The organism is Natrarchaeobius versutus, from assembly GCF_041205745.1.
In the GTDB taxonomy this organism is placed as follows: domain Archaea; phylum Halobacteriota; class Halobacteria; order Halobacteriales; family Natrialbaceae; genus Natrarchaeobius; species Natrarchaeobius versutus.
The window spans coordinates 179,348-196,345 of the sequence record NZ_JBGFCC010000001.1; the positions used below are offsets into that span (position 1 = coordinate 179,348).

Here is a 16,998-nt window from a genome sequence, read left to right on the forward strand (position 1 = left end):
TCCGACTGCTCGCTCACGGCTTACTCCTGTTGGGCGTCGACGACGGCCACGCCAGCCAGATTCACGATGTCTTTGACTTCGTCGCCGCGTTGGAGAACGTGGACCGGTTCGTCCATCCCGACGAGCATCGGCCCGATGGCGTCCGCACCGCCCAGCCGCTGGAGCAGTTTGTAGCCGATGTTGCCCGACTCGAGGTTCGGGAAGACGAGCACGTTCGCCGGCTCCTCGAGTTCGGAGAAGCCGTACGTCCCCTCGAGGATGTCCTCGACGACGGCGGTGTCGGCTTGCATCTCGCCGTCGACGGGGAAGTCGACCGCGGGGTCGTCCTGGAGCATCCTTGCGGCGCGGCGGGGCTTGCGGGTCCCTTCGTTGTCGACGCTGCCGAAGTTCGAGTACGACAGCAAGGCGGCTCGAGGCTCGACGTTGAACCGGCGGGCGAGTTTTCCGGTCTGTTTGGTTACCTCCGCGAGCACCTCCTCGTCCGGCGTCTGGTTGACCGTGGCGTCGGCGACGAAGATCACGCGGTTTTTGAACGCGAGCATGTAGACGCCGGCGGCGTAATCGACGTCTTCGGCGGTGCCGATCACCTGAAGTGGCGGTCGGAGCGCGGAGGGATAGTGATGGGAGAGGCCGGTCAACAGGGCGTCCGCATCGCCCTGTTCGACCATGACGCTCCCGAAGTAGTTCGAATCGCGCTCGATGAGTTCGCCCGCTTCCGTCCGGGTGATTCCCTTACGCTGGCGAAGTTCGTGCAGTCGGTCGGCGTAGCCCTCGTAATCGCCGACGGCCGGGTCGGCGACCCGAGGTTCGAAATCGAAGCCGAGATTCGCCGCAGTGCGACGGATCTCGCTTTCGTCGCCGATCAAAATCGGCGTCGCGATCCCCTGTTCCTGGATCTGGTAGGCCGCCCGAATCATCTTCTCGTTTTCCCCCTCCGCGAGTGCGACCGTCTTGGGGTCGCTTTTCGCCTTGTTGAGCACCACCCGCATCATCTCGCGGGACTTGCCGAGACGGGCCTCGAGTTCCTCTTCGTAGGCCTCGAGGTCGATCTCGGCGCGTGCGGCGCCGGATTCCATCGCGGCTTCGGCGATCGACGGTGCGACGCGAAACAGCACGCGCGGGTCGACCGGCTTCGGGATGATGTAATCGGGTCCGTACTGGATCGGATCGTCCCCGTAGGCTTTGACGACCGCATCGGGAACGTCCTGGCGTGCGAGGTCGGCGAGCGCCTCCGCACAGGCGACTTTCATCGCCTCGTTGATCTCCGTCGCGCGAACGTCGAGGGCGCCACGGAAGATGAAAGGGAAGCCGAGGACGTTGTTGACCTGGTTGGGGTAATCCGATCGTCCCGTCGCCATGATCACCGTGTCCTCGCGGGCTTCCTTCGCGTCCTCGTAGGCAATCTCCGGATCCGGGTTCGCCATCGCGAAGACGATCGGATTCTCACCCATCGATCGGATCATCTCCTGGGAGACGATCCCACCGATCGAGAGGCCGACGAAGACGTCCGCGCCCTCCATCGCGTCGGCGAGTCCACCCTCCGGTACGTCGCGGGCGAACTGCCGTTTGTACTCGTTGACGCCGTCGTCTTCCGCACGAGCCTCGGTGATGATCCCCGAGGAGTCACACATCGTGATGTTCTCCTTGCGACAGCCAAGCGAGACGTAGAATCGGGCCGTCGCGATCGCGCTCGCGCCCGCGCCTGAGAAGACGACCTCGAGTTCCTCTAAGCTCTTTCCGGCGATGTCGGCGGCGTTGAGGAGCGCGGCCCCCGAGATGATCGCCGTGCCGTGTTGGTCGTCGTGAAAGACCGGGATGTCGATCTCTTCGCGCAGGCGCTCCTCGATGGTGAAACAACCCGGCGCTTTGATGTCCTCTAAGTTGATTCCGCCGAACGTCGGCTCCATCATCTTGATAGCCTCTACGACTTTGTCGGGATCGGCCTCGTCGAGTTCGATGTCGAAGACGTCGATGTCGGCAAAGCGCTTGAACAACACGCCTTTCCCCTCCATGACGGGTTTGGATGCCTGCGCCCCGATGTCGCCGAGTCCCAACACGGCCGAGCCGTTCGAGACGACGCCCACGAGGTTCCCCTTCGCGGTGTACGTGTAGGCGTCGGTCTCGTTCTCGGCGATTTCGGTACACGGTGTCGCGACTCCCGGCGAGTACGCAAGCGAGAGGTCCCGTTGCGTGTTCGTCGGCTTCGTGGTCGATATTTCGATCTTGCCCGGCGGATCCGTCCGGTGATACTCGAGTGCGTCCTCGTCCAGTCCCATACCGGGGACACAGCGGCGGATCACTAAAAACGATGCGAAGGGAACAATCGACGATCGTCGAAATCGGGGCCGAAATCGGTGTTGCATTCGACCGTTTTATACGGACCGCCCAAGTGGGGTGGCGTATGGACGTCGCGCTTGGTGGGACGTTCGACCCCGTTCACGACGGCCATCGTCGGCTGTTCGAACGGGCGTTCGAACTCGGGGACGTGACGATTGGGTTGACAAGTGACGAACTCGCCCCGAAAACTCGACACGTCGAACGACACGTCAACTCCTACGACCAGCGCGAAAACGCCCTCGAGGACGTACTGGAGTCGATCGCCGCGGAGTACGACCGCGAGTTCGAAATCCGACCGCTCGAGGAGCCGACCGGGATTGCGACCGAACCGCAGTTCGACTATCTCGTCGTCTCCCCCGAAACCCGCGACGGCGGGGAACGGATCAACGACATTCGCCGCGAGCGAGGCCACGACCCGCTCGAGGTCGTCGTCGTTCCCCACCTCCGGGCGGAAGACGGCGACATCATCTCGAGTACCAGAATCGTCCGCGGCGAGATCGACGAACACGGGAGAGTGCTCGACGAGAGCGACGGCTAGTCGGATTTCGTTCCCCATACTGGACCGTTCGGCCGAATAAGCCGGCGGCTGTCTCAGTGAAACGGTGTGTCGTCACCAGCGCGGGGCTTCGAGCCCCGCGTCCTCGAGGAGCGTTTTCCACCGAGATTGAATCGAGAGCCGTGAGACGTCAGCCGCTTCGGCGACCTCGCCCTGGGTACGTCCGTCGCCGGCGATCAGCGACCCCGCGTAGATGCTCGCGGCGAGAACCGCCCGCTTGGACCGGTCTTCCTCCGGAACGTCTGCGAGAAAGAGATCGGTCGCACACGACCGCGCCTCGCCCGAGAGTTCGAGACGGTCGGCGACGCCCTCGAGGGTCTCGAGCCAGGCGGCGTACTCGACGCGATCGCGCGCGCTGTGCATGAGCCATCGTTTTGCCTCGTCGGTGATAAATCCCGCGTCGATGTCGGTCGTCAGCCGCTCCCCCGGGACCGATTACCGTCGGAAACGGCAATAGCGTGCTACTCGAGCCAACGTGTGGCTACGAATAGCTAGGGATAATGGGCGTTCCTGCGGGATTTCACTAGGAGATAACTACTTAAGCACGGATCAGGCCAAGGTGTAGTCGACGCCCGTCACCCGCGCTCGTCGGGGGGTCGTCCGTCATGAAGGAACCAACCTGCAAGCTCGTCTGTACCGGTTGCGGTCTCGAGATGCCGTATCGAGATCGATCGCTGGCCGAACAGGCGGCTGAGTTACATCAGCTCCGCGATCCGGAGCACGTCACGTTCATCGTTCCGCCGGACTGGTCGCCCGAGGAGCCTGTCAAACACGAGTGAAACGGATCGACAGGTTCTTACTCGAATCGGCAAAATCTCGAGGTGAGCGCGGGTAGCCAAGCCAGGAAAAGGCGCAGCGCTTAGGACGCTGTCCCGTAGGGGTCCGCCGGTTCAAATCCGGTCCCGCGCATGAGCGAACGAAGTGAGCGAAGAGCAGGACCGATTTGAACCCTGCAAGTCGCAGCACTCGAGCGAAGCGAGAGTGACCGTCTTGCTTCGGTTCAAATCCGGTCCCGCGCACTCAGACCGAGTGTTTCAGCTCCCCTACCGCTCGTCCCCTCCTCGTCTGGCCAGACATGAAAATCAGTCGATATAGCAGTATACGTCCAACACCGCCAGTGACTCTGTACCGGTGATCGTCGTCGCTTTGATCGTCTTAACTGCTCAATCCTGTCGCTGTAAGTAGTACTATGAGGCTGTTTCCGTCCGAAGAACGCACTGTTGAGATCGACATAGCCCGAGTGGCGGAGTTGCTGCGCGGAAGCACGCAGCATGCCCAACAGATGTACATTGCGTATCAGTCAAGCTCCCAAAGCATATTTTGCCACACGTAGAGCCTTCTCAACGAGGTTGAGGAGTGCGACTGCTATAATCGAGTTCTTGATTTCATTCTCTCAAACTGTTACAGAATAGTCCCGATTCTTTCTGACGTTTTCAGTAGAAAATAAGAAATGTTTTGGTAGTTGTCCTACTGTGTTTGTATTAGCCGGAGGCCTAACTTGTGGGAATCCCACTGACGACACAAAAGAAATTATGGGCGGCTTCGGGAAATAAATGTGCGCACCCAGATTGCGACAACGAGGTGGTAGACTTAGATCTAAATATTGTAATTGGGCATGTTTCTCATATACGTGCCCGCAGTTCTGGAGGGCCACGGTATGACCCAGAAATGGATGACAGCGAACGGGATAAGTATTCAAATCTAATTATATTATGCCCAACTCATCACGAAATAGTTGACAAAGCACCAGAGGAGTATCCCCCAGAAGTTCTTGAACAATGGAAACTGGGGCACGAACAACAATCTCCCGATGTTCCCGAGCTTTCGCGAGATCTTCTTGAAGAATTGTTTGACAAAGTTGAGCCAACAATGTTACTGATACACGTACAAGAGGACGACATTGACGCTTTGCGTGATATACTCGATTGGGTGCCGCGTGAAGAGTATCCGGAATACAAAGACCATCATGATAGTTATCCCGTTGTGGTAACATTCGATGATCTTCAGGAACTTCTCAGTCGGGCCGCTGTACCATATCGGCAAAAGCGAAACGGGAAACCATTCTACAAACAGACAGGAAAATGGAAGGAAGAGGAGATAATTCAGGCTTTATCTATTGTGGCCCAGATGATGGATTCTGCTATTCAGTATTATCGGGTGGAGGGGAGCCGCCGCAAGTCAAAAATACGTGATGATCTGTAGCCGCCACTGTCTAGTTTAGCAGCTCCTCCGCAGGTGTTCGGTTGTTCAGTGCTTGATTTGGATGATCGTGGTTATAGTGGTGTCTGAAGTGTCTGAGCCAACGGCGTGCGTTGGCTGGACTACCTCAGAACACGGAGCGTTCTGATGGTCACCAGAAGGTTGATCCGGAACTTGAGCATTTGGACTGAGTTCTCGCGTTTAAAAGAACGCCCACAGAGCAGTCCGGCGTCACCTCCTCCAGATCCGGGCCGAGGCGAGTCAGGCGTGCTTGCGACTGGTCGGCCCGGAGGCGACGATGTCTTACCGACCCCAAGCGGATCAGGACGGCCGACACCGGACCGGAACCGTCTCGTTGACCGGCGGCTCACCGATGGGCCTTCTCGAGTGCGACGAGTCGATCGACGACCGGCGTGATGCCGATCCATGACGACGACACGGCTCCGAGAAACTGCTCGGACTCGAGTGGTGTATAGTAGCCACTGAAACGAATTATACACTGATCACGAAGCCGTCTTTCGATCAGATGTGCATCGACTTTCAGTGGCTACTATAGGTATCGTGGTGGCGAAGACGAGGTGCGTATCGGTTGGGAAATTACACAAAGTCGCCTGGCACGAATCCAGCATCTGACTGTGCGAAAGGTATAATTGTTTACCGGAGAACCTAGAGACAAGAAGATGGGCCTGAAGGATATTCCCACCGTAGATGAACTGGCTGAAACAACCGGTCAGTCCAGGGAACAACTTCTAAAAGACCGCGAGGCGGCGTCGAAGATGTCGAGTTCCGCTGACGACGAATAATGGATATTCGATGGGCGAGTCTGGGTCTACAAATACGATAGATCAATTATTGGGTCACACGGAGGGGCCGGCACAACCGGTTACTGACCGTGATCTCGTGCGAGCGCGTTCATCAGCTTATATCGTTCACGGGAACGTTCACGAACTGGCTCGGATGTGCGATGATATCTCGACTACAGGGACGATCATCGTCGAAGAAGGAGCCGACACAACGGACGTAGAGAACGAGGTCTATAGACGAGTTCATAACTACGTTTCGTCGCTGTACTCCTACAACGAACAGATCCGATCCATCCTCAATAAGCGTTTGAATCAGTATATCGGAAAAGAGTATTTTCTTCCCGCACGGGATAGCAAGGCCCCACCGGACTACGTTCGTCGAGGCACGTTTCTCTGGGGGTTACGGAACGACTTCCAACACGGAGACTACTGGTGTCTCACGGTCACGTATAAAGGGACACGAGATGGAAACGATTGCTACCATCTCTACTTCCAGAAACGAGATTTCGAAGCGACGCCAAAAGGCGATCTCGATAGCGCTGGCGATTACCTAGCGCATTCTCCGGACGAAGATCAACGGTATCCACTCCCCTACATTGGTGACTTTCACCGGAACCTATTCAGTGAGTTCGAGAACGCGTTCGAAGACTGGTGTGACAGAAACCGCGCCGGAGTCCACGACTGATCCGGCAATACTGGTTCCCGCGCATAGAGACCGGAACGTAGCGATCAACAGGTTCGTTACCTTCTCGCTCTCGACGACGAACTAACGGCGGATCACCACGCTTGGTTATTCCTTGAGTTTCCCTGCCTCTAGTTCTCCCTCGAGGTACGCGAGTCCTCGATCGGTGATTCGGTAGTATCCGCGCTTCTCGTCGGTCTTTTCGAGCAAATTTGCATCGGAGAGGACGTTCATTCGACGAGAAATCGTATTCTGGCTGCGGTCGAGAACGCCGAGTTCTTCCACGAGATTGAACCAGACGGCAGTCGGCGGGAGCGCGATTCGGTGGCCGGCCTCGGTTTCGAGTTCCTGTAGATACTCGAGGATCGCATCGTCGGCTTCGTTCATCCACGAGACACGGGCCCGCATACCCCGGCCATCACCGGTTTGGTGATTAACTGCACCGGATCGAATTTTCTTTGAGGTGTTTGGCTCATAAGTGGACTATATACACTAAAGTCTAAATGTGTGTACCACACAGTACTCGACAGGGAAGCTCGACGCAGATGCGACTCTCCAGAGTCAAATGCGGTGGATCAGTGGTGGTGACACCGAACCGCAATAGCTCCCGTAACCAGTCTCCGAAAGCATGACAACCGACGATTCACGGGATACTAAACCCCTCGACCGGCGGAGCGAATCGGCCACGAACGCACGTCCTTCGATCGAGACCCGCCTCGAGCAGCTGGACGTCCTCACCAGAACGTTACTCGCGGATCTCGAGCACCCGGATCGAGTTCCAGCTCTCGAGACGAACGCTCACAAAGCCGTTAGACGCCACCTCCGTCAGATCAGAGCGGAAGCCAGTCAGGCGGGCCTGCAACTAGTCGGTCCGGAGGCGACGATGCCGTACCGGCCGCGGGAGGATCGGGACGGGCCACGCCGGACCGGAACCGTCTCGTCGACCGGCGGATTGGCGTCGGGTCTGCTCGAGTGTGATCCGTCCGCGAATCCTCTCGAGCGCGAGGAGTCGATCGACGGCCGACGTGGCGACGGTGTGTGACGCCCGCGGAGCGATCCGGTTCGACCGGCTCGAGATGCTCGAACTAACTGGTCACCACGACGATGTAGGAGGATTCGATGCCGAGTTGTGTCACGACACCTCGCTATACACGACTTTCAACTTCGAGCCAAATCCAGTGTACTATCGTCGCATCGGAGAACTCACGAGCGCTCGACCGTACCGATCCAATCGACCCAAGGCTTTGTAGCAGAATCGGCAACGAACGTGTATGCGGACGATCAACGTACCGTCGGACGTCTACGATTCGTTACACGTTCCAGAAGACGAGCGGGAAGACGTTATCCGGCGGGAGCTAGCGATCCCGTTGTCCCGAGAAGGGATTCTCTCGGGTGGAAAAGCGCACGAACTCGCCGGACTGTCGCATCGCGAATTCCATCGTCTTCTCGGTGAACGCGAAGTCGACCGCCACTATACGGACGAAGAACTCGCCGACGATCTCGAATATGGGCGACGATAACCTCGTCGTTTCCGACACGTCTCCCCTTCTCGATCTCGCGCTGATCGATCGACTCGACCTAAGTCGCGAGCAGTTTTCGTCGGTCGTCGTTGCCGAGCAGGTATGAGACGAGTTTCGATCCGGCCGCGAACGTTTCCCTAAGTGGTTCGTCAAGCCAGACGTGACGAGCGAACCGATCGCGGGTATCCGATTCGACTCGTACGTCGACGCTTGACGGAGTACCGAAGAACCACCCGCCTCAGTACGATCCGAACAGGAGGTTCCAGCGGTACAGAACCCACGCGACGACCACGAGAGCGCAGACGACCGCCGTGTAGTGGAGTCGTCTCGAGCGCGACCAGTGGCCGTCCCACCACGCTCGAGCGGCGAATCCAACGGCGAGGACGGTCGTGATCGCGGCCAGCGCGGGTATCGCCAACACGGCGGGAAGCCACGTGGGCGGCGAGAATATCCCGCCCGTGGCGACGAGGACCGCGGCGCCGACGCCGAACAGCGCGAGGAAGCTGACGGCGCCTCCGACGACCGCTCTGGCGCGGGTCCACGATTTCGGCGACGACGGATCGGTATCGTCGCCGTGATATCGGCGCCAGCCCGCCGCGACCGGCCAGCCGACAGCGCCACTCACCACAACCAGAAGCGACGCACCGAGAAGCGCCGCGTGCACGGTCGGCCGCTCGTGGGTAGCAACTTTGCGGTACCCTGTCGTCGGACTACTGCCACGGAACAGGTACGTTTCGCCGTCGATCTCGCGGATCGCGAGCCGTTCGGCGCCGTCGGCACGCCGGTAGACGCCGGAGTCGACCTCGAGCCAGCGGTGATCGTCGCCGCCGGTCATCAAAAACCCGTCCGCGTCGATCTCGAGGCGTTCGGGCGGTGCATCGCCCAAGCCGAGAACCGTGTTGTACCGGTCCGACTCGAGCAGAGTCGGGTCGAGATACGCCCCGGCGTGATCGGGGTCGGCATTCCCGGTCGGCGGAATGTCCGGCGCTTCGACCGGAACGAAACGGTCGAGAAAGGCCTCGACGAACGAATCGAGCGCCTGGTAGGCGTTTACCCCCTGCTCGCTGTGGGAGGCGACGAACAGTCCGAGGTCCAGTTCCGGCACGAGAAGCAGATCGCCCCGGAAGGAGCCGATCCCGCCACCGTGGCCGACGACGACCGTCTCACCCCGGCGCTGTCGCCAGAAGCCGAAGCCGACCCCCTCGAGGGCGTCGTGGGGAGTGCCCCACTGCTCGAGCAACGCGTCGGCCGCGTCGGGTGAGAGGATTCGGCCGCCGTCGGTCGATCCGTCCCCGAGTACCGCACGAATAAACTGTCCCACGTCGGCCGCGGTCGAGCACATCCCGCCCGCCGGCGGCACCTGCGAGAAGTGAGAGACCTTGGACGCGAACGCATCCGCGTCGGGTCCGGATTCGTTTGGGAGGTACTCGTCGGAGAGAGGTTCGAACGCGCTTTGTGACATTTCGAGCGGTTCGAACACCTCCTCGCGGACGTATTCCTCGAAGCGGCATCCGGTCTCGTCGGCGACGACTTGCGCGGTGAGTCCCGTCGCGTAGTTCGTGTACGACGGCACGCCACCCGGCGGTCGGAGCCGTTCCGGGCGCGGGTTCTCGAGCGTGTCGGCGAGCGGCCGAAGCTGATCCGGATCCGTCGCGATACCGAACGCGCCGACGTCGAAACCGGCGGTGTGCGTCGCCAAGTGGGCGAGCGTGATCGGCTCGTCCCCTTCCCGGATCGAGACGCACTCGAGGTGGTTCGTCACGTCCTCGTGGGGATCGATGCCACCGCGGTCGATTCGTTGCATCGCCGCGGTGTAGGTGATCGTCTTCGCGATTGAGCCGATCCGAAACGGACTCTCCTCGGGGTCGGCCGACGTCGAGTCGTCGAAAAAGTCCGAACCACTTCCGGCGAGTGCGACGATCTCACCGTCGTGAACGACCGATGCGACCGCTCCGCCGGCCCCGTGTTCCGCGAGCGTTCGCTCGAGGGTTTCATCGACGAACGTCTGGACGTCACGTTCAGTCGGCGGTTCCGCTGGTTCGATCGGCGAGTCGGCGGGCTCGCTCGCCGACGCGGACCTGCTGGGGACGAGCGCCGCGGCGGCCGTCGTTCCCGCCACAGACCCCAAAAACCGACGCCTCGAGGGACATCTCGTTTTGCTGGCGGTGGATTTCGACGGCGTACGCCGTGGTGGTCCATCGACAGGAGCGTTCACGACGTCCAGGTTCACGTTTGACGGCACGGTTTCCGGGGAGACGTTCGATGGCATCGGTGGATCAACCCGCGTCGGCCACCCCAATAGAATCGGAATGAGAGTTGTCGAGATACCAGTCACGCGAAAGGTATTTGTAAGAGATCATGCTTGTGAGAGAACACGTCGGGGATTTTCCTCTCGAAGAACGGGCTTCGATCCGACGCCTGATCCAGCGGGTCGATTCGAGAGTTATCGGCTCGATAGGTTGCCGTACGTTGTGATTTCCCGAGTGGACGATTCTCGAGCCGACGAGCGGAGGCGTCTTCCCGCTGGGATTGCGACTCAGCGAAAGCGGAATCGCGATCGATAGGATAATTGAGTTGTCGTGTGTCGTGAGTAAAGCGACAGACGGACGTCAGACGGTCCAAAACGCTTATTCGCGCGGACACGGCTTGTATGAGCAATGGCCGGGTTAGACGACGTGTTCGGGGATCTCTTCTCGAGTGTGGATGCCGTCATGCTCTTCGGGCCGAGTGGCTCGTACTACGAGCGGTTTGCCACGATCGACGACGTCGACGTGATCGTCGTCGGAACCGAAAACGACCTCGGCGCGGACGTCTTCGTCGAGTTACCCCTCGAGTTCGACGAGGTCGGCGAACGGATCAGCTTCGGGCTGGAGGGCGGTCTCGAACAGGGCGTTATCGAGGGCGGCGACGAACTCGTCTGTGCGACGAGCGTCTTCGACGACGAGATCGATACGGTTTCTCGAGTGCGCGCGAGTGCCGACGACCGCACGGGCGTCTACGATCTGTTCGCGAAGTCCCGTGCGGAACCGGAAGTGATCAAGGCAGTCGTCGAACTCGCGATCGAACTCGGCAAGAAAGGCCAGAAGGGGAAACCGGTCGGCGCGCTGTTCATCGTCGGCGACGCGGGGAAGGTGATGAACAAGTCCCGGCCGCTGTCGTACAACCCCTTCGAGAAGTCCCACGTTCACGTCGGCGATCCGATCGTTAACGTGATGTTGAAGGAGTTCTCTCGTCTCGATGGAGCGTTCGTCATCTCGGATGCGGGCAAACTCGTCTCGGCCTACCGCTACCTCGAGCCGTCTGCGGAGGGCGTAGACATCCCGAAAGGTCTCGGCGCGCGCCACATGGCCGGCGGGGCGATCACGCGAGATACGAACGCGATCGCGGTCGTCCTCTCGGAGAGCGACGGGCTCGTACGGGCGTTCAAAGCCGGTGAGCTCATCCTCGAGGTCGATCCGGAGGCGTACTGAGATGGACTGGCAGACGCTGATCGAGGAACCGGCGGTGATTGCAGCGGCAGTACTGGCGCTGGGGCTCGTCGTTGGCTACCTCGTCGGGCGGCTCAACAAGGAGCTGTTGACTGCCTCGGGCGTCCCCGAAACCGTCGAGGGGACGCCGTTCGAGCGGACAGCCCAGTCGATCGGGACGTCGACGGTCGAAATCGTCGCGCGGTTGAGTTCGTGGTTCATCTACGGGATCGCGATCCTGACGGCGATCCACATCGCCCAGTTGCTCGATACCGACGCGTTCTGGAATCGGGTCGTGGGGTTCATCCCACAGGCGTTTATCGCGATTCTCGTGCTCATCCTCGGGTTCATCGTCGCCGACAAGTCCGAGTTGATGGTCAGCGAGTACCTGCGAGGTGTGAAGATTCCGGAGGTGTCGGTCATCCCGAAACTCGTGAAGTACTCGGTGCTGTACGTGGCGTTTCTCGTCGCGCTGGGACAGATCGGCGTCTACGTCTATCCACTCCTGATCTTGCTGGTCGTCTACGCGGCCGGCATCGTCGTGGTTGGCGCGATCACGTTCAAGGACTTCCTCCTCTCGGCCGCGGCCGGAATCTACCTGTTGCTCAACCAGCCCTACGGGATCGGCGACCGGATCAGAGTCGGCGACCAGACGGGGATCGTCCAGGAAGTCGATCTCTTCGTCACGAAAATCGAGGACGACTCCGAGGAGTACATCGTGCTCAATCGGCGAGTGCTCGACGACGAGATCGTTCGCGTTCGTGATTGACGGAATCCGTTTCGACGCTCTCCGGGCGTGTCACTCCTCGAGCGAAAGTCCGGCGTGCCAGCTGTCGACGCCGGCCTCGCGTTTGATCTGGTCCATCCGCGCGAGCAGGTGCGTCGCGAGCGAGGCGGTTTCGGCGGCGCGCGATTCGCCTTTCGTCGCGAACTCGCCACCGTCGCGGTCTGCGTAGACGGTACACACCGCGCCCGCTCGGAGGCCGTAGAGGTTCGCGAGCGTACAGATCGCGCTCGCTTCCATCTCGATATTTTTGACGTTTGCGTCGATAAGGTGATCGACGAGGTCTTCGGAGCCTTCTGCCAGGAACCCGTCGTAGCCCTCCCGGCCCTGGCCCGCATAAAAGGAGTCGGCGCTCATCGTGATGCCGGTGTGGTAGTCGTAGCCGAGTCGTTCGGCCGCGGCGACCAACGCGGAGACGACCTCGTGGTCCGCGACGGCCGGGTAGTCCTCGCGAACGTACTCGTCGCTCGTCCCCTCCTGGCGCACCGCGCCGGTCGTGATCACGAGGTCACCGACGGACATCTCGGGTTGGAGCGCCCCGCAGGAGCCGACGCGGATGAACGTCTCACCGCCCACGCGGGCCAGTTCCTCGACCGCGATGGCTGCGGAGGGGCTACCGATCCCCGTCGAGGTGACCGAGATCGGCGTCCCCTCGACCGTCCCCGTCGCCGTCCGATACTCGCGGTGGTGGGCCACGACCTCGTGGTCGTCCCAGTGGGGCACGATCTTCTCGAGTCGCTCGGGGTTGCCGGGCAGGAGAACGGTTTCGGCGACGTCACCGGAACCGACCTCGAGGTGGTATTGTACGTCGGTGTGGGGATCTTCGCTGTCTGCTGGCATGTGATAGACGGGATTCGTAGCGGCGCCGTATATCAGTTGTTGTAAATACGACGTCTTTATTCAGCATGATCCGTGATACCGAGTAGGATTCTTACGACCGATCGTCGTCGATCGTTTGGGCCAGTTCGATCAACTCGACGAGTTCGTCCAGCGAGTGATCCGAAACGAAGGTCAACAAGGTGTCGATCCGTTCGAACAGCGTGGTGAGTTCGTCGAGGCGTTCCCGAGCGTGTTCGGTTCGCTCCGTTTCGGGTGCCTCCTCGAGGGCCCGTTCGGCCGAGTCGATACCGCGTGTCATGATCCGAAGTTCTCGTCGGCCTTCCTGCGCACCGATCTCCTCGAATACAGTCCAGAAGTCGGTTTCAGCGGTAAAATAGACGCGTTTTCCTTCCCCTGGTTTCGAGTGCCTCGAAACGAGGTAGTACCGCTCGAGTGCCTTCATCGCCGAACTCACGGTCGATTTAGCGTACCCGCTCTCCTCGACCAGATCGTCGAGCGAGCAGGGCTCCGGCGACAGATAGAGAATTCCGTATAGTCGGCCGTAGCTCTGATTGATTCCGTACACTTCCGCGGCCTGGGCCATGGCGTCGACAATGGCGTCGCGCGCCTGTTCGAATTCATCACTTGTCATTGGTGGCTTCGATCGGTCTGCCGTCGAGTCCATTCGACTCGTGTTACCCCCTCATGAACGCGACGGAAATCCCGAACGCGTCCGTTTGCGCTCGTTCGGTTCTATTGAACGCCGCCACCGTGAACCCATCTATTCACGCCGATGGCTCACGACCGGTATCCGGGCTCTTTCGTCGGGAGGAGCGTCAACCGGAGATGCTGCCCTGTTGATCGGACCACCCCTCATCAAAGGTCACGACCACGACGACGAATTCGGCCGCTTTTTCGCGGAGCCGGTACTCACTTGGGATCGTTCGTCCCGGAATCACAGCGCTCGCCAGACGGAGCAGCGAGGCCGCCCAGCGCACCGTCTCGAGTACGACCTCGTCGTCGGTTTCGACCCTCCCGGTACCCGTGAGCCGTTTTCCACGAATGAGGAGGCTGAGCGGGTGTCCACCGCGGAAGTTCTTCCACCAGTTCGTCTGTTCGGTAGGCGTAAGCAACACGATACTGTCACCATCTCGCCGGTAGAGAACCGGCGTGGAGAACGATCGGCCGCTGTGCCGTCCCTCGTACGTGAGGATGGTCAGCCACCTGCTCATCGGCCAGTGGACCGGCGAGCGTAGTATCCACTGGACGAACGGGTTCACGACTCGGTGTTCGAAGCGACGGCCGAGCGAACGGACGCGTCCGCCGGCCATCTCAGGCCTCACCGACGAGGTGGCCGACGAGTAATTTGAGTGCCAGTAGCGTTCCGAACCACTCGAGCCCGACCGGGAGGATCGACTGGTACGCGGCGAACAGCACCCACCCCGAGAACAGCGCGAGGGCGACCGGTCGGCGGAGGGTTGGGCCGACGCCCAGGACGAGGATCGACGCGAGGAGCACGTACGCGTAGACGATTCCGGCCGCGGTCCACGTCACGCTCGCAAACAGCGCCGCGAGGACGAACGGGTGAACGTGTCCGGCTACGAACATGAAGTGATCTCGGTTAGTTTTTCCGGCTCGGTGCCACCACCGCCGCCCGTTCACCGAGGCGGTCGCGGTGACGCCTCCAGCCACGTCGAATGTGATCGCGGCGACGACCGCTAACTGGAGTGTGGACCACCCCAGATCGGCGTACACTGCGTACCCGCAGACAGCGAGCGTCCAGCAAATCGCGACAGCGAGTGTCACCCCCTGTTCGGCGGGCGTCGCCGTCGGGCCGACCAGGCGATCCCAGTAGCCGACGACACCCGTTCGAGGTGTGATGGGGGCGTCCGCTTCGCTCGAGACGGACGCCCGATTGTTTTCTATATTCGCCATATACCGAATATAGTGTGTGTGTGGGTATTACTGTATCGGTGCCGGGCATTGAGAGACGGAGTTGTGAAAAAACGCGATGTCGGGAGCGCTCTGGACGGTCTCGATAGTAGCCACTGAACGTCATTGCACACCCGCTCGTGGTTTTTCAGCCGGAGACGTGCTGTTCCGCCGGTCTCCGGCTGATGACTACGAGCGGTGTGCAAATCGTTTCAGTTGAGACTATAGGTCGGTGGGAAGCACAACTACGGCTACGGCATCAATCGGCTGGAAGACACGCAGGTCGTTGACTTGGAGGCGTTGGACTACTCACGTCTCGGAGACAGCGAGGCGTTCATCCTCGAACTCGTGACGTCGTTCGTGCTGGAGTCGGAGTACCCGAACACTCACGATTGCAACAACTGGCATAAATGCGTGACGGCCCTGGGTGAGGTATGGAACGAGAGGATCGGAGATCCGACGCCGACCGAAACGACGGGGGATCGGATACGGATGGGTTCATCCTCACCGACACGTACGTCGCCGCCCTCCAGTACGACCTTGCCGACGTGTCGCCGGACGCGACGCTCGTCGGCGTCGTCCGGAAGCCGACGTCGTGGTTTCACGCCGCGGTGGACGAAAATCGCCCCGAACTCGGCCCGCCCGCGGAGCTCCTCGAGTCGGTTCGCGACGCCGAAGACGGGTTGAAGATGCGCGGCATCTGCGAGGAGGGCGCGCACAATGCGGCCTGGGATCAGGCCGACTTCGGTGACCGGTACCGACGGCATCTCGAGGAGTCAATCGAGGCACGGGATGCACTCGAGGATCTAACTGAGCGCCTCGAGTCGGGCGAGTCGATCGCGCTCGTCTGTTACGAGAACACGGAGAAAAAGCGTTGTCACCGGACGATTCTGCGGAACGTGCTCGAGGACCGCCGTCGGGAGTGAGACAGACTGTTGTCCTGTGTCGTGTGTCAGGGGAGCGCTCGACGAGCGGGGGCATCGGGACGGTCGACGAGCGACGTTCGCACGTCGTTTCACCGACTGCGATAGCCCTTACCGATTCTACTGTGTCTCCTCGACCTGCGGTGGCGCGCACTGTCGAGGGGCCGAGTGACAACGAGACCGCTCGCGACGTTGCGATGTCTTCGTGTGCGCAGTGAACGAAGGTGTGGAAGAGCCGTAGAAGTGTGCGGAAGGACTCAATGGAAGACCGCTATGACATCCTCGTCCGCACGAGTGGAACGGCCAGAGCAAGTAGTTTACACGAAACCAACGGCCACCCCACTCGAAGCTGGCAACGATGAGTAGCCACGTCCTCCCCAGCCGATTCGCTCCCGTCGGTCGCTCATCCACCGGAAGACGCGAGTGTCTTCCGAGCCATTCGATCACTCCGTTCGCGAAGACCACGCGAGTGGGGGCGCGGTTCGCTATCCGCTCACCGCGCCCCAGCGCGCCACGTCCTCGAGGGTGGTCCGCGAACGACGTCCTCGAGGGGCCCGGCATGAATCACTCGAGTGTCTCCTGGGAAATCGTATCGGGGAGCAGTTCGCCGAGCTTGTAGACGCTCGGCTCCTCGCCCTCGCCTTCGTCACAGATCACTTCGAGATCGGGTTTGCAGAACTCCGAGAGCGTCTGGCGACACATGCCACAGGGGGTGACGCCGTCCCGCCGACTCGAGCTGACGGCGATGCGGGCGAACTCGCGGTGACCGTTCTTGACCGCCTCGGCGACCGCGACCTCTTCGGCGTGGAGGCTGTTGCTGAAGTTGGCGTTCTCTACGTTACAGCCGACGAAGACCTCGCCGCTTTCGGTCTCTATGGCGGCGCCGACGCGGTACTCGGAGTAGGGGACGTGTGCGGCCGACTGGATCTCGCGGGCGGCCTCGAGCAGGTCGTCGATTTTGTCAGTCATGATTCCC

The 16,998-nt window shown here is 60.6% G+C and carries 19 protein-coding genes, 1 tRNA gene and 1 pseudogene; 11 read left to right on the top strand and 10 right to left on the bottom strand.

The genetic code is table 11. The features are described from left to right. Nucleotides 1-20: 20 nt before the first annotated feature. Nucleotides 21-2,276: an NADP-dependent malic enzyme gene (locus AB7C87_RS00815; protein ID WP_369727506.1), complete on the bottom strand. Its 2,256-nt coding sequence runs from the start codon at nucleotides 2,274-2,276 to the stop codon at nucleotides 21-23. A 125-nt stretch (nucleotides 2,277-2,401) separates the two neighbouring features. Between AB7C87_RS00815 and AB7C87_RS00820 the strand changes: the two genes are divergently transcribed. Continuing rightward, nucleotides 2,402-2,875, top strand: coding sequence for a phosphopantetheine adenylyltransferase (locus tag AB7C87_RS00820; protein ID WP_369727507.1), 474 nt, complete (start codon nucleotides 2,402-2,404; stop codon nucleotides 2,873-2,875). 72 nt (nucleotides 2,876-2,947) lie between these two features. Here the strand turns inward: AB7C87_RS00820 and AB7C87_RS00825 are convergent, their stop codons facing one another. Next, on the bottom strand, nucleotides 2,948-3,256 hold the full coding sequence (locus tag AB7C87_RS00825; RefSeq protein WP_369727508.1) for a transcription initiation factor IIB family protein: 309 nt from the start codon (nucleotides 3,254-3,256) through the stop codon (nucleotides 2,948-2,950). Between the two features lie 242 nt (nucleotides 3,257-3,498). Here AB7C87_RS00825 and AB7C87_RS00830 point away from each other — a divergent pair, with 242 nt between their 5' ends. The 3 genes from AB7C87_RS00830 to AB7C87_RS00840 all read left to right on the top strand — a co-directional run bounded on the left by AB7C87_RS00830 (nucleotide 3,499) and on the right by AB7C87_RS00840 (nucleotide 5,095). Continuing rightward, a complete protein-coding gene (locus AB7C87_RS00830; RefSeq protein ID WP_165874869.1) occupies nucleotides 3,499-3,672 on the top strand; it encodes a hypothetical protein in 174 nt (57 codons plus the stop codon). A gap of 46 nt (nucleotides 3,673-3,718) precedes the next feature. Then, nucleotides 3,719-3,802: transfer RNA gene (locus tag AB7C87_RS00835), tRNA-Leu, on the top strand. Between the two features lie 672 nt (nucleotides 3,803-4,474). Next, on the top strand, nucleotides 4,475-5,095 hold the full coding sequence (locus tag AB7C87_RS00840) for a hypothetical protein (RefSeq protein WP_369727509.1): 621 nt from the start codon (nucleotides 4,475-4,477) through the stop codon (nucleotides 5,093-5,095). A gap of 10 nt (nucleotides 5,096-5,105) precedes the next feature. Here AB7C87_RS00840 and AB7C87_RS00845 read toward each other — a convergent pair. Continuing rightward, nucleotides 5,106-5,216: pseudogene (locus AB7C87_RS00845) on the bottom strand (IS6 family transposase); the annotation flags it as partial. A gap of 174 nt (nucleotides 5,217-5,390) precedes the next feature. Between AB7C87_RS00845 and AB7C87_RS00850 the strand changes: the two are divergent. Further along, nucleotides 5,391-5,522 (top strand): hypothetical protein, encoded by a 132-nt coding sequence (locus AB7C87_RS00850; RefSeq protein WP_369727510.1) that lies wholly within the window; start codon nucleotides 5,391-5,393, stop codon nucleotides 5,520-5,522. A gap of 1,163 nt (nucleotides 5,523-6,685) precedes the next feature. On the opposite strand, the gene AB7C87_RS00855 is transcribed toward AB7C87_RS00850, so the two are convergent. Further along, nucleotides 6,686-6,985 carry a winged helix-turn-helix domain-containing protein gene (locus AB7C87_RS00855; RefSeq protein ID WP_369727511.1) on the bottom strand — a complete coding sequence of 100 codons (300 nt, stop codon included), beginning with the start codon at nucleotides 6,983-6,985 and terminating at the stop codon, nucleotides 6,686-6,688. Between the two features lie 220 nt (nucleotides 6,986-7,205). On the opposite strand from AB7C87_RS00855, the gene AB7C87_RS00860 reads away from it, so the two are divergent. The 3 genes from AB7C87_RS00860 (at nucleotide 7,206) to AB7C87_RS24235 (ending at nucleotide 8,203) form a co-directional block, all read left to right on the top strand. Further along, a complete protein-coding gene (locus tag AB7C87_RS00860) occupies nucleotides 7,206-7,619 on the top strand; it encodes a DEAD/DEAH box helicase family protein (protein ID WP_369727512.1) in 414 nt (137 codons plus the stop codon). A 229-nt stretch (nucleotides 7,620-7,848) separates the two neighbouring features. Then, nucleotides 7,849-8,097, top strand: a complete 249-nt coding sequence (locus AB7C87_RS00865) for a UPF0175 family protein (RefSeq protein ID WP_369727513.1) — start codon at nucleotides 7,849-7,851, stop codon at nucleotides 8,095-8,097. Next, entirely contained in the window at nucleotides 8,084-8,203 is a 120-nt protein-coding gene (locus tag AB7C87_RS24235) for a PIN domain-containing protein (protein WP_502259736.1), read from the top strand. Before AB7C87_RS00865 ends, AB7C87_RS24235 begins: the two co-directional genes overlap by 14 nt. A gap of 132 nt (nucleotides 8,204-8,335) precedes the next feature. Here AB7C87_RS24235 and AB7C87_RS00870 read toward each other — a convergent pair whose 3' ends face one another. Continuing rightward, a complete protein-coding gene (locus AB7C87_RS00870; protein ID WP_369727514.1) occupies nucleotides 8,336-10,216 on the bottom strand; it encodes a serine hydrolase domain-containing protein in 1,881 nt (626 codons plus the stop codon). 538 nt (nucleotides 10,217-10,754) lie between these two features. On the opposite strand from AB7C87_RS00870, the gene dacZ reads away from it, so the two are divergent. Next, the gene (dacZ, locus tag AB7C87_RS00875; protein ID WP_369727515.1) at nucleotides 10,755-11,567 is read left to right on the top strand and encodes a diadenylate cyclase DacZ; all 813 of its coding nucleotides are present in this window, start codon (nucleotides 10,755-10,757) and stop codon (nucleotides 11,565-11,567) included. A 1-nt stretch (nucleotide 11,568) separates the two neighbouring features. Then, nucleotides 11,569-12,333, top strand: a complete 765-nt coding sequence (locus tag AB7C87_RS00880; protein WP_369727516.1) for a mechanosensitive ion channel domain-containing protein — start codon at nucleotides 11,569-11,571, stop codon at nucleotides 12,331-12,333. A 30-nt stretch (nucleotides 12,334-12,363) separates the two neighbouring features. On the opposite strand, the gene AB7C87_RS00885 is transcribed toward AB7C87_RS00880, so the two are convergent. From AB7C87_RS00885 to AB7C87_RS00900, 4 genes are all read right to left on the bottom strand, one after another. Continuing rightward, entirely contained in the window at nucleotides 12,364-13,188 is an 825-nt protein-coding gene (locus AB7C87_RS00885; RefSeq protein ID WP_369727517.1) for a nucleoside phosphorylase, read from the bottom strand. Nucleotides 13,189-13,279: 91 nt separating this feature from the next. Next, complete coding sequence (locus AB7C87_RS00890) at nucleotides 13,280-13,819, bottom strand: GbsR/MarR family transcriptional regulator (RefSeq protein ID WP_369727518.1); 540 nt, start codon at nucleotides 13,817-13,819, stop codon at nucleotides 13,280-13,282. Nucleotides 13,820-14,003: 184 nt separating this feature from the next. After that, on the bottom strand, nucleotides 14,004-14,498 hold the full coding sequence (locus AB7C87_RS00895; RefSeq protein ID WP_369727519.1) for a nitroreductase/quinone reductase family protein: 495 nt from the start codon (nucleotides 14,496-14,498) through the stop codon (nucleotides 14,004-14,006). A 1-nt stretch (nucleotide 14,499) separates the two neighbouring features. Continuing rightward, a complete protein-coding gene (locus AB7C87_RS00900) occupies nucleotides 14,500-15,102 on the bottom strand; it encodes a hypothetical protein (protein ID WP_369727520.1) in 603 nt (200 codons plus the stop codon). Nucleotides 15,103-15,533: 431 nt separating this feature from the next. Here AB7C87_RS00900 and AB7C87_RS00905 point away from each other — a divergent pair, with 431 nt between their 5' ends. Continuing rightward, nucleotides 15,534-16,025, top strand: a complete 492-nt coding sequence (locus tag AB7C87_RS00905) for a DUF488 family protein, N3 subclade (protein ID WP_369727521.1) — start codon at nucleotides 15,534-15,536, stop codon at nucleotides 16,023-16,025. 561 nt (nucleotides 16,026-16,586) lie between these two features. Here AB7C87_RS00905 and cdd read toward each other — a convergent pair. Beyond that, entirely contained in the window at nucleotides 16,587-16,991 is a 405-nt protein-coding gene (gene cdd / locus AB7C87_RS00910; RefSeq protein WP_369727522.1) for a cytidine deaminase, read from the bottom strand. Between the last annotated feature and the right edge of the window lie 7 nt (nucleotides 16,992-16,998).

Excerpts from the sequence above, each read along its gene's own strand:
- AB7C87_RS00815 (WP_369727506.1), bottom strand. The coding sequence starts at position 2,276 with ATGGGACTGGACGAGGACGCACTCGAGTATCACCGGACGGATCCGCCG.
- AB7C87_RS00820 (WP_369727507.1), top strand. The coding sequence starts at position 2,402 with ATGGACGTCGCGCTTGGTGGGACGTTCGACCCCGTTCACGACGGCCAT.
- AB7C87_RS00825 (WP_369727508.1), bottom strand. The coding sequence starts at position 3,256 with ATGCACAGCGCGCGCGATCGCGTCGAGTACGCCGCCTGGCTCGAGACC.
- AB7C87_RS00830 (WP_165874869.1), top strand. The coding sequence starts at position 3,499 with ATGAAGGAACCAACCTGCAAGCTCGTCTGTACCGGTTGCGGTCTCGAG.
- AB7C87_RS00850 (WP_369727510.1), top strand. The coding sequence starts at position 5,391 with ATGTCTTACCGACCCCAAGCGGATCAGGACGGCCGACACCGGACCGGA.
- AB7C87_RS00855 (WP_369727511.1), bottom strand. The coding sequence starts at position 6,985 with ATGCGGGCCCGTGTCTCGTGGATGAACGAAGCCGACGATGCGATCCTC.
- AB7C87_RS00860 (WP_369727512.1), top strand. The coding sequence starts at position 7,206 with ATGACAACCGACGATTCACGGGATACTAAACCCCTCGACCGGCGGAGC.
- AB7C87_RS00865 (WP_369727513.1), top strand. The coding sequence starts at position 7,849 with ATGCGGACGATCAACGTACCGTCGGACGTCTACGATTCGTTACACGTT.
- AB7C87_RS24235 (WP_502259736.1), top strand. The coding sequence starts at position 8,084 with ATGGGCGACGATAACCTCGTCGTTTCCGACACGTCTCCCCTTCTCGAT.
- dacZ (WP_369727515.1), top strand. The coding sequence starts at position 10,755 with ATGGCCGGGTTAGACGACGTGTTCGGGGATCTCTTCTCGAGTGTGGAT.
- AB7C87_RS00880 (WP_369727516.1), top strand. The coding sequence starts at position 11,569 with ATGGACTGGCAGACGCTGATCGAGGAACCGGCGGTGATTGCAGCGGCA.
- AB7C87_RS00885 (WP_369727517.1), bottom strand. The coding sequence starts at position 13,188 with ATGCCAGCAGACAGCGAAGATCCCCACACCGACGTACAATACCACCTC.
- AB7C87_RS00890 (WP_369727518.1), bottom strand. The coding sequence starts at position 13,819 with ATGACAAGTGATGAATTCGAACAGGCGCGCGACGCCATTGTCGACGCC.
- AB7C87_RS00895 (WP_369727519.1), bottom strand. The coding sequence starts at position 14,498 with ATGGCCGGCGGACGCGTCCGTTCGCTCGGCCGTCGCTTCGAACACCGA.
- AB7C87_RS00900 (WP_369727520.1), bottom strand. The coding sequence starts at position 15,102 with ATGGCGAATATAGAAAACAATCGGGCGTCCGTCTCGAGCGAAGCGGAC.
- AB7C87_RS00905 (WP_369727521.1), top strand. The coding sequence starts at position 15,534 with ATGGAACGAGAGGATCGGAGATCCGACGCCGACCGAAACGACGGGGGA.
- cdd (WP_369727522.1), bottom strand. The coding sequence starts at position 16,991 with ATGACTGACAAAATCGACGACCTGCTCGAGGCCGCCCGCGAGATCCAG.